Origin of the sequence: Streptacidiphilus albus JL83, assembly GCF_000744705.1 — a bacterium.
GTDB lineage: Bacteria > Actinomycetota > Actinomycetes > Streptomycetales > Streptomycetaceae > Streptacidiphilus > Streptacidiphilus albus.
The window spans coordinates 8,234,918-8,247,190 of sequence record NZ_JQML01000001.1 but is presented as its reverse complement, the minus strand read 5'-3'; the positions used below and the strand labels follow the sequence as shown (position 1 = coordinate 8,247,190).

Below are 12,273 nucleotides of genomic sequence, written 5' to 3'. Positions count from 1 at the left end.
GGTGAGCAGTTGACCGGGGCGGCCTTCGTGTTGGCGGCGCTGCCGCCACCTGCTAGTGGTGCATCAGGTGGACCACCGCGGTGGCGTGGATCGTGAACTGCGACCAGTCGCCGAAGGCGTAGGCGAGCAGGGCCGCGACCGGCACGGCGATGGCGAGGGCCACCAGCGGGTTCCTGGTCCCGTCGACACGGCGACGGCGACGTACTGACGCTCCTGTGTGCACGGACACAGCCCTGCCCCCAACTTCCTCATGTCCACCGCGATGTGCGCGTTCGGATCGGCAGCGGCGGGTGAGGCACCTCGGGGGACGAGCTCCCCGCCCACCGCTGGTACCAACCTACGGGCGCGGCCCCCTCCGCCACGTCATGCGGGGGGACCGTCCGAACGGCATACCGAGGGAGGAGGCGGCCCGGTGGGGCCTACTACCGGAGGTGGACTCCCCCGGCCCCCGGCCTCGGGGGAGCTGGGGGTTGCCCCTGAGGGTCACGGCCGGCTGCGGCTCAGCGCGTCGCGTTCGCCGGTGGCCTGGACGCCGATCCGGGTCGCCCCGAGCCGGGTCGACCCGGCCCGGCGGACGCTGCCCGGGGTGCGCCGGACCAGCGTCATCGGCATCCGGCCGCAGGCGAGGGAGAAGGTGGGGATCGGGGTGACCGGGTCCGGCGAGACCGGGACCAGCTCCCAGCGGGCGACCAGGGTGGCCAGCGCGATGGTCATCTCGGTCCAGGCGAAGCCCTCGCCCAGGCAGCCGTGCGGGCCGAGGCCGAAGGCGAGGTAGGCCTCGGGCGTGACGTCGGCGGCGCGCTCGGGCGACCAGCGGTCCGGGTCGAAGCTCTCCGGGTCGCCGAACAGCGCCGGGTCGCGGTGCAGGGCGTAGGGCGAGAGCATGACCGTCCCGCCGGCCGGGACCAGGTGCCCGCCGAGGACGGTGTCGGCGAGGGCTCCCCGGGAGAGCAGGTAGCCCGGCGGGTAGAGCCGCAGCACCTCGGTCAGCACCCGGCGGGTGTAGGGCAGGTTGGGCAGGTCCTCGAAGCGGGCGGTCCTGCCCCCTTCGAGCACCCGGTCCACCTCGGCCTGGAGCCGGGCCAGCACCTCCGGGTGCCGGCCGAGGCGGTAGGCGCTCCAGGCCAGGGCGCGCGAGGTGGTCTCGGTGCCGGCCGTGAGGAAGGTCATCACCTCGTCGTGGACCTGCTGGTCCGCCATCGGCTCGCCGGTCTCGGCGTCCTCGGCCCGGAGCAGCATCGCCAGCAGGTCGTCGGCCTCCTGGCCGCCGGCCCTGCGGTCGGCGATGACCCGGTCGACGATGGTGCGCAGCGCGTCCAGGCTGCTGCGGAAGCGGCGGTTGATCGGCGTCGGGAGCTTGGCGAGCACGCCGGTGGGGTCCAGACCGCGGCTGCCGACCCAGGTCATCAGGTGCGGCATGCCCTGGACGACCTGGTCCATGGCGGCCCGGTCGATGCCGCGCGAGAACAGGCAGCGGACCACGATCTCGGTCGCCAGCGAGCCGAACTCGTCGGCGGCGGCCAGCTCCTGACCGTCGGTCCAGCTGTCGGTCCAGGCGTCGACGATGTCGCTCATCGCGTCGGCGTAGCCGTTCATCCGGGCGTGGTTGAAGGCCGGCAGGATCAGTCGGCGCTGGCGCCGGTGGAAGGCGCCCTCGGAGAGCAGCAGGCCGTTGCCGGTGATCCGGGCCATCAGCAGGTACTGCTCGCTGTTGCCGAACTCGGCGGCACGCCTGATCAGCACCTCCCGCATCAGCGCCGGGCTGTTGACGACGTAGAGCCGCAGCGAGCCGACGGTGACGGTGACGACGTCCCCGTGGGCCCGCAGCTCCTGGAGGAACCCCAGCCGGTTGCTGAGCAGTTGTCGGGCGTGGCCGAGGACGGGCAGGCCGCCGGGGGCGATCGGCGGCGCGGTGGGAGCGGGTGGGACGGTGGTGCCGGGCATGGCCGCTGGTCCTTTCTGAGGGGTGTTCATCCGCGGGCGGTGGTGACCGGGACGGCCGGGACGGCCGTGGCGTGGGCCAGGCCGAGCAGGACGCAGACGTCGGCCAGCGCGGGGACGTCGTAGAGCAGCGGCCGGGGACCGGCCTGGTCCGGACGGCTGGTGTAGCCGCCGTCCGGGCGCTGGTGCCGGACCAGGTAGCCGAGAGCGTCCCGGAGCGTCCCGCGGTGCTGCTCGGAGCGGCTGAGGGCGATCACCGCGTAGGCCGTGCTGATCGGGTCGCTGGCGTCGCCGTGCTGGTGGCCCCAGCCGCCGTCGCCGTTGCGGGCGTCGACGAGGTGCCGGACGGCGCGCTGCCGGCAGGCGGCGTTGCCCTGCGCCGCGCCGCCCCCGGTCCGGTCGGTGTCGCAGGCCAGCACCGCCCGGAAGACCGCGTTGGTGGCGTTGCGGCTCCAGCTCCGCTCGAAGCTGCCGTCGGGCTGCTGGTGGGCGGCGATGAAGCGGACCCCGCGCTCGACCACATGGCGGTGGGCCGGGTTGGGAGCCAGCGCGTTGACGGCGGCGGCGGTCATCGCGACCTCGGAGGGAGTGCCCTGGACGAAGGTGGGGAAGCCGCCGTCGGGGTTGCGCTGCGCGAGCAGGTAGGACTCGGCCGAGGCGACGGTCCGGTGCTGCTCGGCAGGGGCGGCGGCGCGCAGGAACTCGATGGCGTAGGAGGTGTCGTCGACGTCGCTCTGCGCCACGCCCGGGTGGAAGCCGAAGCCGCCGTCGGGGTTCTGCCGGGCCGCGAGCGCCCCGGTCATCACTCGCACCAGCGGCCCGGCGTAACCCGCCAGGGTGAGCGCGAGCCCGGCGGTGGCGGTGGCGAAGACGTCCATGCCGGCGATGAACGGCATCCCGCCGTCGGGGCGCAGCGCGGCGGTGACGTCGGGCAGCGCCCGGCGGACGGCTTCGCGGTGCCCGGGGTGCTTGCGCAGCGCCAGCAGGCCGAGCAGCCGGGCCAGGTGGTTGCCCTCCCAGGCCGCTCCCGGCCGCACGGCCGGCGCGAGCGCGGCCCAGTCGCGCTCGGTGACCAGCTGCGGCCTGTCGGTGCCGAAGGCCGCCATCACCTTGAGCGCGGTCATCTCCAGCTGCAGCCAGCTCTGTTGGCCGCCGGCGTCGAAGGCGACCGGCGGTGCGGCCGGGAAGTCGGCGTGCCCGAGCTCGGCCAGGATGGTCCGGAACATCAGCCGCTTGCGGTCGACCGTGAAGTGGTCGAGCGAGTGCAGGGCCCAGGCGGCCGGGCCGCCGTCGGGAGCCCCGCAGCCCAGCGCGGCCCGGCCGATGGCGTACTGGACGTCGTCCGGCGGGCTGCTGTCGAGGGTGGCGCCGAGGTAGTCGGCCAGTCGGCGGCAGTCCTGCGGCGCGGCCTCCTCGGCGGTCAGCAGCCGCAGGGCGAGTGCCGACTCCAGCACCCGGCTCTCGCAGGGCGAGCGCAGCAGCCCGCCGGGGCCCACCCGGGCCCGGACGCGCCGGGCCAACCGGTCGCGGCAGGCCAGGAGTTCACCGGTCGGGAACCGGGTCTGCCCGGGGATCGGATGCGGCAGCAGGGCGAAGGTCATCGTCAGGGCTTTCCGGGGGGCGGGAGGGGGACGGTCGGGCGCAGGTCCGGCGCAGGTCCGCAGCGGCACGGCGACGCGGCAGCGCCGCCGCAGCGGAGCCCGGGACCGGCCGACGGATCGACGGGTCGACGGCCGGGCGGCGGGCGGGCTGTCGGCGGGCGGGGCGGCGGGCGGCGGCCGGGCGGGTCAGCCGGCGGCGGGCCGGTCCGGGCCGGGCCCGGGGACGGCCAGGCGGCGCAGCGCCTCGGCCCCGGCCGGGATGAACGGCTGCAGCGCGCCGTCGAGCAGGTCCTGCGGGTCGCGGAACGCGTGCCAGGCGATCTCGCGCAGGTCCGGACACAACGGCCCTTCGGCCTCGGCCCGATGGACCGCGAGCCAACAGGGTCCGACCGGCGAGGACCGGCGGGTCCGGAATATCTCGCGGGGCGGCGTGGCCGGGCGGATCCCGCACTCCTCGTCCAGTTCGCGTACGGCCGCCCGCAGATAGCTCTCTCCGGCCCGCACGGACCCGCCGACCAGGACGTCGTAGTGGCCGGGGAAGACGGCCGCGCCCTCCGGCCGCCGGTAGACCAGCACCCGGCCCTCCCGGTCGCCGCAGACGGTGGCGGACACCCGGTAGAGCAGGCCCATGGCGGCGGCCAGGCCGCGGGGACCGCACCCGACCGGGCGGTCGTGGGCATCGACGTAGTCGATCAACTCGTGGGCCATGGAACGCGATCACCTCCGTCCCTCTGCGGCAAGACCGGCTGCGGCAAGATCAGCTCTCACGCATCGTAGCCTATGCCATACTCTCCGTGATGAATCACCTGCGCCGACGGCCCCGGCCGCCAACGTCGCTGCCCGACCGCCCCGGTGGCGACAGCGGCCCCGGCGGGGCGATCGGCCCCGGACCGGCCCGCCGTCCCCGTCCGTTCCCAACTGTCAGGAGTGCCATGACCTTCGACGAACTCAAGTGCATCCTCATCGCAATGGGCCTGCCGGAGGCGGACATCGTGCCCGAGGCGATCCGCGAGGAGGCCGGGCTCGACTCCCTGGCCGTCGCCGAACTCGCCCTGGTCCTGCGGCGGGAGCACGGTCTGGCGGTCACCGAGGAGGAGATCACCGGCGCGGACACGCTGGCCGACCTGGTCACCGTCGTCGACGGCGCCCCGGTCGCGGCCCGATGACCCGAACAGACGTGTGTGTCACCGGAATCGGCCTGGTGACACCGGCGGGCGACGGGTGTCCGGCCAGCTGGGAGCGGGTCTGCAAGGGGCTGCCCAGCACCGTGCTGGAGCGCGTGGTCAGGCAGCCGCCGGAGGGCGGCTCGAACGGTGAATCGTTCCAGCTGGCCTGCCGGGTCGGGCCGTTCGAGCCGGAGCGGCTGGGGCGGGCCGCCGCCCGCAGGCCCGACCGCTGCGCACAGCTCGCCCTGCTGGCCGCCCGTGAGGCGCTGGCCGACGCCGGACTCGATCCGGGCTCCTGGGACGGCGCCCGGGTGGCCGTGGTCATCGGCACCGGCACCGGCGGCGCCGGCACGCTGGAGGCCGAGCACCGCTTCCTGCTGGAGACCGGACCGGCCGGCATCTCGCCGTACGCGGTGCCCAGCTCGCTGGGCAACTCGGTGGCCGCGCAGCTGGCGATCGAGTTCCGGGCCACCGGATCCTGCTTCACCGTCAACACCGCCTGCGCGTCCGGCGCGACGGCCCTCGGCACGGCCCGGGACCTGCTGCTGCTGGACCGCTGCGACATCGCCGTGGTCGGCGGGGCCGAGGCCGCCGTCACCCCGTTCTACCTGGCCGGCTTCGACCGGCTCGGCGCGCTCTCGCGGCGCTACGACGACCCTGGCGGCGCGCTGCGCCCCTTCGACGCGGACCGGGACGGCTTCGTGATGGGCGAGGGGGCCGGTGTGCTGGTGCTGGAGCGGCCGGCCGACGCCGGCGCCCGCCGGGCCGTGGTCCGGGCCCGGATCGTCGGCCACGGCGCCTCCTCGGACGCCCACCACGTGGTCTCGCCGCATCCGCAGGGCGCCGGGATCGCCGCCGCCGTCCGGACGGCGCTGGCCGACGCGGGCGCCGGACCGGAGGCGGTGGCCCATGTGAACGCCCACGGCACCGGGACCAGGCGCGGGGACGCGATCGAGGCCGCCGTGCTCTCCGCCCTGCTGCCGCACGGCCCCTCGGTGACCTCGACCAAGGGGGTCACCGGCCATCTGCTCGGCGCGGCCGGCGCGGTGGAGGCGGCGCTGACGGTGCTGACGGTCGAACAGGGGCTGGTGCCGCCCACCGCCAACCTGGTCGCGCTCGACCCCGGGGTCGAGCTGGACGTGGTGACCGAGTGCCGTCGGCAGCGCCCCGCCCTGGCGCTGTCCACCTCGGTCGGCTTCGGCGGCCACAACGCCGTGCTGGCCTTCGCCCCCGCCTGACTCCGCGCTCCACCCGCTGCCGCACCGCTCCGGTGCGGCTCCCACGTCGAAGGCTGCCCGTGACCCTGCTGCTGTCCGTTCCCGAGGCACTCCCCCGGCTGTCCACCCAGGACCGGATCACCCTCGACCTCGCGCGGAGGGGCGCCGACAGCGCCATGCACCTGGGCCTGGTGCTGCTGCTGGACGGCCCCGCGCCCACCCGCGCGGAGCTGGTCGCCCACCTCGCCGCGCGGCTGCCGGCCGTCCCGGAGCTGAGCTGCCGGATCGACGGGCCGCCGACCCGGCCGCGCTGGGTGGTCGACCGCTCCTTCGACCCGGCCCGGCACGTCCACGAGCTGGTGCTGCCCGGTGCGGACGCCGGGGACCCGGACCGGCTGCTGGCGGCCGTGCTCGACCTGCCGCTGCCGGAGGACCGGCCGCGCTGGGGGGTGTGGCTGCTCCGGTCGGCGGCCGACGGCGGCTCGGCCGACGGCGGCTCGGCCGACGGCGGCTCGGCCGACGGCGGCTCGGCCGACGGAGTCGGCTATGCGCTGTGCTACCGCGCGCACCACGCCTTCCAGGACGGTGCGGCCGCCATGGCGACGGCGGAGGAGCTCTTCGGCGCGCGCTGGCCGGTCCCGCCGCGCCGTCCGGTCGGCCCGCACGCCGGCGCGCCCGGAACCGCGTCCGCCGGGACGGCCACCGGCGCCTCCTCCGGCTCGTCCGCCTCCTCGTCCGCCGGTAGTGGCGGGGCCGGGCGGTTCCGGGCGGTGACCGTCCGGGAGCTGCTGCCGCCGCTGCGGCGGAGCGCCTCCTGGTCCGGTCTTGACCGGCCGCTGACCGGGCGCCGCTCGGTCTCCACCGCCGTGGTCGATCTGGCCGGGCTGCACGCCGTCTGCCGCGCGACCGGCGCCAGCCTGAACCAGGTCTGCCTGGCGGCCGCGACCGGGACCCTCCGGTCCTGGCGCCCCGGGGACCGGCCCGCCGACGCCCTCCCGACCGGGACCCTGCACGCCAACCTCGGCGTCAGCGTCCGGGGGCCGGACGACCCGCACCGGCTGCTGGGCAACCGGGCCGGGGTGCTGCGGATCGGCCTGCCCTGCGGCGAGAGCTCCCCCCTGGCCCAACTGCGGCAGCTCCAGCAGCAGGTGACGCCGGCCCGGATCGCCGACCTCGGCCGACGCCACCTCGCGCTGTTCCAGCGCATGCCGTACTGGTACGGCAGGCTGGGGCTGCGCCACAGCCTCGATCCCCGCTACACCCCGCTGAGCCTGGCCGACGTCCGGCTGCGCCGCCCGCTGGCCTTCGGGGACACGCCGGTCCGGCTCGTCTTCCCGCTGCCGGTGTCGGTCCCCGGGCAGCCGCTGTTCATCGCCTGGACCGTCGGTCGGCGGCAGCTGCAGGTGACCTTCCTCACGGACGGCGCACTGACCGGTGGCGCGGAGCTGCCCGGGCTCTGGCGCCGGGCCCTGACCGCCCTGGAAGCGGCTGCCACGCCGCCGACCGTACCCTGACGGTCTGTCAGCCGAAGTCCGCCGCCGCCCGGGCCGAGCAGAATCTGACAATCCGACAGGCCGCACAGGTGTTGCGAACCAGCACCCTGACCGACCCAGTCCGTAAGCTGTCGCCTGGCAATCAGAGCAAGTCCCGGCACCGGGACCTGACGGTGGGACGGGACATTGGCGATGATGCGGCTCCGGCGGGAGGACCCGCGAGTCGTCGGCCCCTACCGCCTGCACCGGCGGCTGGGCACCGGCGGGATGGGCGTGGTCTATCTCGGCTCGGACCGCCGGGGGCAGAAGGTCGCGCTCAAGCTGATCCGCTCCGAGCTGGCCGAGGACCAGGAGTTCCGCACCCGCTTCGCCCGCGAGGTCGCCGCCGCCGCCCGGATCCGCAGCGGCTGCATCGCCCGGCTGGTGGCCTCCGACATCGACGCCGAGCGCCCGTGGCTCGCCACCTCCTACGTCCCCGGGCCCTCGCTCTACAAGCGGGTCGGCGACGAGGGGCCGCTGCCCTGGCCGGAGGTCGCGGCGATCGGCGCGGCCCTGGCCGACGGCCTGGTCCATGTCCACCAGGCCGGGGTGGTGCACCGCGACCTGAAGCCCTCGAACATCCTGCTCTCCCCCAAGGGGCCGCGGATCATCGACTTCGGCATCGCCTGGTCGACCGGCGCCAGCACCCTCACCCATGTCGGCACCGCCGTCGGCTCCCCCGGCTTCCTCGCCCCCGAGCAGGTCCGGGGCATCTCGGTGACCGGGGCCACCGACGTCTTCGCCCTGGGCACGACCCTGGCCTACGCCGCGACCGGCGACTCGCCCTTCGGCCAGGGCAGCTCCGAGGTGATGCTGTACCGGGTGGTGCACGAGGAGCCCGAGCTGGGCGACGTCCCCGGCACCCTGGCCCCGGTGATCCGGGCCTGCCTGGCCAAGGAGCCGGTCGACCGGCCCACCACCACCCAGCTGCGCGACCGGCTGCGGGAGCTGACCGCGCGCGGGGCCGCGATCGGACGCAGCCAGTTGCCGCACCCGGCGGCGACCGCCGAGGGCGATCCCCACCCGTCGCCGTCGGCGCGGCAGTCCGCCGGCGGGTCGGCCGGCGTGCCGCAGCCGCAGAGCAGGCAGAGCCAGGGGGCGCAGTCCCTCCAGCGGCCGGTGAGCCGTCCCTCGACCCGGCGGCCGCCGATGCCGCCGACCGTGCGCGAGCCCCTGCCGCCGGGGCTGCCCTCCTCGGCGCCCGCCGCCGGCCCCGGCCAGTCGTCGGCCGCGGCCCACCAGGCTGGTCACGCCCGGACCGCCGGCCCGGCTGCCGGAGCGGCACGCGGCACCGCGCAGGGCGCCCCGCACCCGCCGAAGCGCGCCCAGCCGCACGCCCCGGCCTCCGCCTCCGACGAGGCGGCGACCGTGCCGCACATGGCGCGACCGGCGGTCCGTGAGGCGCCGACGGCGGTGGCCGGACGCCGGACGCCGCCGCCGGGCCGTCCGGTGCCCTCGCCGTCGCGCCGGCTGCTGCGTCAGCGGATCGTCGTCTTCATCACCGTCACCATCGCCGTCGCGGTCGCCATCGCCGTCGCCCAGGGCTGTGAGAGCCGGACCACCAAGGGGCTGGGACCGGCCGTGCCGACGAGCCGGTCCTCCGTCCCGGCCGTCGTCGCCGCGCAGGGCGCGGCTCCGTCGGCGGGCGTGCAGAACGCGGCGCAGCTGACGGCGGTGACCGCGGTGCAGTCCACGGCGGCGGGACAGCCGCTGCCGACGACGCCGGCCGCGGCCGCGGCCGCGGACTGGGCGAACCGGCGTTACCCCGACCCGAGCGACGGTTCGATGATCCTGCTCCGGAACGGGCACTCCACCGACGGCGGGTCACCGGTGTCGCTGACGGCGGTGCTGCCCGCGCGCTACCGGGGCGCCCCCGCCGCCGTGGTGATCCTCACCCGGCTGGGCGGCAGCGCCCCGGAGGACCTGGTGGAACTGTTCGGCCTCGGCGGTGCAGAACCGGTTCTGCTGGCCTCCCACGCCTCTACCGGGACCCCGCAGGGCGTCGGCAGCTGGCAGATCGTGGACGGCTCGATCCTGCGCCAGGAGCACACCCCGGCCTCCGGGGCGAGCCCAGTGAGCACCACCCGCTACACGCCCGACGCCGACGGGACGATGACCGAGACCTGGCCGGGCTCGGGCACCCTGGCCCAGCAGCAGGGCTGAGCCGGGCAGCGCTCCGGTCGCCGGTTCGGCCGAGGCAGTCGCCGGGTCAGCCGGGGCAGTCGCCGGGTCAGCCGTTGTAGTTGCTCGGCGGGAACGCCTCGCGGTCCTTCTTCGGGACCCGGGCCTCCTGGGCGAGCTCGCCGCTGTCGGCCTGCCGGTCGACCTCGGCCTGCTCCTCCGAGTACTCGGCCTCGGGGTCGGTGTCGGCCGCGGTGGCCCCGGGATCGGCCGGCAGGCCCGCCTCTACCCGTTCCACCTCGGTGCGCTCTTCCAGCTCCGCCTCGTCGGGACGCTGGGGCAGTCCGCCCCCGTGCCCGGTGTCGGGGTCGCCTTCGACCGCCTTGTTGGACTTGTGGTGATGAGCCATGGCTTCCTCCTCGCTGCGGCGCCGGGGGCGCGTCCGAGAGTGCACGTTGATCGTGCACTGCGGCGTGCGGTCCCGCATGTCGGCGAGGGTCGGAGCCGGGTCAGACCCGCCGGGTGGCGTAGAAGGCGACGGCCGAGGCGGCGGCCACGTTCAGCGAGTCGACGCCGGCCTCCATCGGGATCCGGACGTGCTCGTCGGAGGCGCGCAGCGCCTCCGCGGAGAGTCCCTCCCCCTCCGTGCCGAGCACCAGCGCCAGCCGGTCGTACGGCCGGGCGGCGAGCTCGTCCAGGGTGATCGAGTTCTCCGAGAGGCAGAGGGCCGCGAGCACGAAGCCGTGCTCGCGGAAGATGTCGGCGTCCTGCGGCCAGGACTCCAGCCTGGCGTGCGGGACCGCGAACACCGCCCCCATCGAGACCTTCACCGAGCGCCGGTAGAACGGGTCCGCGCAGCGCGGGGTGAGGAACACGGCATCGACGCCCAGCGCCGCCGCGTTCCGGAAGGCGGCGCCCATGTTGGCGTGGTCGACGATGTCCTCGAAGATCACCACCCGGCGCCGCTCACCCGGGCGGGTCCCGGCGAGCAGGTCGGCCGCCGAACTCAGCGGCTTGCGCTGCATCGAGGCGAGCGCGCCCCGGTGCACGTGGTAGCCGGTCACCTGCTCGGCCAGTTCCGGCGCGACCGCGTAGACCGGCGCCGGGACCTCGTCGATGACGTCCCGCATCACGTCGATCCACTTCGACGAGAGGAGCATCGAGCGCATCCGGTAGCCGGCCGTGCGGGCACGGCGGATGACCTTCTCGCCCTCGGCGATGAACAGGCCCTCCTCCGGCTCGCGGCGGCGGCGCAGTTCGACGTCGGTGAGCGCGACGTAGTCGTTCAGGCGCGGGTCGTTCGGGTCCTCGATGGTGATGAGTTCGGCCACGGGTCGATCCTGCCCGCTCCCGCTCAGCCTGCCAAGCCGACGACCTCGCCGATGACGACCACGGCCGGCGGGCGGACCTGCTCGGCCGCGACGACCTCGGCCACGGTGGCGAGCGTCGCGTCGACCCGGCGCTGGTTGGCGGTGGTGCCCTCCTGGACGACGGCGACCGGGGTCTCCGGATCGCGACCGCCGGCGATCAGCGCGGCGGCGATGGCGGCGATCCGCTCCACCGCCATCAGCAGCACCAGGGTGCCCCGCATCTTCGCGGCGGCGTCCCAGTCGACCAGCGAGCGCTTGTCCTCGGGCGCGACATGGCCGGAGATGACGGTGAAGGAGTGGGTCACGCCCCGGTGGGTGACCGGGATCCCGGCGGCGGCGGGGACGCTGATGGAGCTGGAGATGCCGGGGACGACGGTGACCGGGATGCCGGCCTCGGTGAGGGCCAGCAGCTCCTCCATGCCCCGGCCGAAGACATAGGGGTCGCCGCCCTTCAGCCGGACCACGAACTTCCCGGCCTTGGCGTGCTGGATCAGGGCGTCGTTGATCGCCTCCTGGGCCATGAAGCGGCCATAGGGGATCTTGGACGCGTCGATGACCTCGACCTGCGGGCCGAGCTCGTCCAGGAGTTCGCGCGGGGCGAGCCGGTCGGCGATGACCACGTCGGCCTCGGCCAGCAGTCGGCGCCCGCGCACCGTGATCAGGTCCGGGTCGCCGGGGCCGCCGCCGACGAGCGCCACCCCGGCGCGGTGGGTGCGGTGGTGGGCGGCGGCGAGGCTGCCGTCGCGGAGTCCGGCCACGACGGCGTCCCGCAGGGCGGCGGAGCGGCGGGGGTCGCCGGAGAGGACCGCGACGGTGGTGCCGTCCTGGCGTCCCTGCGCGGGGGTCCAGGCGGTGCCGCCGGAGGCGTCGTCGGCCCGGGAGCAGAAGGTGCGGGCGGCCTCGGCCTCGGCCGCGGCGGCCGCGTTGACGGCGGGATCGCCGGTGGCCGCGAGGACGTACCAGGCCTCGGCCAGGTCCCCGGGCCGGTAGCCGCGGGCGTGCCAGGTCAGCTCGCCGGCGTCGCCCATCGCCTGGACGGCCGGGGTGGTGCTGGGGGATATCAGGTGCACGTCGGCGCCCGCGGCGAGCAGGGCCGGCAGGCGGCGCTGGGCCACCTGACCGCCGCCGAGGACGACGACGCGCCGTCCGGCCAGCAGCAGCCCCAGCGGGTAGGGCGTGACGGCCGAGCGGTCGTCCTGGGCTGCGGGTACGGGCATGGTGGCGCTCCAATTCTCCGGGGCGGTCCCCGTGCTCCGGCGGCACGGGGCTCCCGTCCTCGGGGAGCCCCGGCGCCGGGGTGGATCGTTCGGGTTCGGACCGGGAAG

General features: G+C 75.8%; 10 protein-coding genes. 4 read left to right on the top strand and 6 right to left on the bottom strand.

All coding sequences use genetic code 11. From position 1 onward, the window contains the following. Positions 1-483: 483 nt before the first annotated feature. The 3 genes from BS75_RS35900 to BS75_RS35890 all read right to left on the bottom strand — a co-directional run bounded on the left by BS75_RS35900 (position 484) and on the right by BS75_RS35890 (position 4,250). Positions 484-1,944 carry a cytochrome P450 gene (locus BS75_RS35900; protein WP_063771437.1) on the bottom strand — a complete coding sequence of 487 codons (1,461 nt, stop codon included), beginning with the start codon at positions 1,942-1,944 and terminating at the stop codon, positions 484-486. Between the two features lie 26 nt (positions 1,945-1,970). After that, positions 1,971-3,542: a prenyltransferase/squalene oxidase repeat-containing protein gene (locus tag BS75_RS35895; protein WP_034091199.1), complete on the bottom strand. Its 1,572-nt coding sequence runs from the start codon at positions 3,540-3,542 to the stop codon at positions 1,971-1,973. Between the two features lie 186 nt (positions 3,543-3,728). Then, a complete protein-coding gene (locus BS75_RS35890; protein ID WP_034091198.1) occupies positions 3,729-4,250 on the bottom strand; it encodes an NUDIX domain-containing protein in 522 nt (173 codons plus the stop codon). Between the two features lie 224 nt (positions 4,251-4,474). Between BS75_RS35890 and BS75_RS35885 the strand changes: the two genes are divergently transcribed. The 4 genes from BS75_RS35885 (at position 4,475) to BS75_RS47290 (ending at position 9,620) form a co-directional block, all read left to right on the top strand. Then, positions 4,475-4,708 (top strand): acyl carrier protein, encoded by a 234-nt coding sequence (locus BS75_RS35885; protein WP_034091197.1) that lies wholly within the window; start codon positions 4,475-4,477, stop codon positions 4,706-4,708. Next, entirely contained in the window at positions 4,705-5,946 is a 1,242-nt protein-coding gene (locus BS75_RS35880; protein ID WP_034091196.1) for a beta-ketoacyl-[acyl-carrier-protein] synthase family protein, read from the top strand. The genes BS75_RS35885 and BS75_RS35880 overlap by 4 nt, the downstream gene beginning before the upstream one ends. Positions 5,947-6,005: 59 nt before the next feature. Beyond that, on the top strand, positions 6,006-7,439 hold the full coding sequence (locus BS75_RS35875; protein ID WP_231607993.1) for a wax ester/triacylglycerol synthase family O-acyltransferase: 1,434 nt from the start codon (positions 6,006-6,008) through the stop codon (positions 7,437-7,439). A gap of 171 nt (positions 7,440-7,610) precedes the next feature. Beyond that, positions 7,611-9,620 (top strand): protein kinase domain-containing protein, encoded by a 2,010-nt coding sequence (locus tag BS75_RS47290; protein ID WP_231607992.1) that lies wholly within the window; start codon positions 7,611-7,613, stop codon positions 9,618-9,620. 67 nt (positions 9,621-9,687) lie between these two features. On the opposite strand, the gene BS75_RS35865 is transcribed toward BS75_RS47290, so the two are convergent. From BS75_RS35865 to cobA, 3 genes are all read right to left on the bottom strand, one after another. Beyond that, positions 9,688-9,987, bottom strand: coding sequence for a hypothetical protein (locus BS75_RS35865; RefSeq protein ID WP_034091195.1), 300 nt, complete (start codon positions 9,985-9,987; stop codon positions 9,688-9,690). 100 nt (positions 9,988-10,087) lie between these two features. After that, on the bottom strand, positions 10,088-10,909 hold the full coding sequence (locus BS75_RS35860) for a TrmH family RNA methyltransferase (protein ID WP_034091194.1): 822 nt from the start codon (positions 10,907-10,909) through the stop codon (positions 10,088-10,090). Positions 10,910-10,932: 23 nt separating this feature from the next. Continuing rightward, the gene (cobA, locus tag BS75_RS35855; protein WP_034091193.1) at positions 10,933-12,165 is read right to left on the bottom strand and encodes a uroporphyrinogen-III C-methyltransferase; all 1,233 of its coding nucleotides are present in this window, start codon (positions 12,163-12,165) and stop codon (positions 10,933-10,935) included. Between the last annotated feature and the right edge of the window lie 108 nt (positions 12,166-12,273).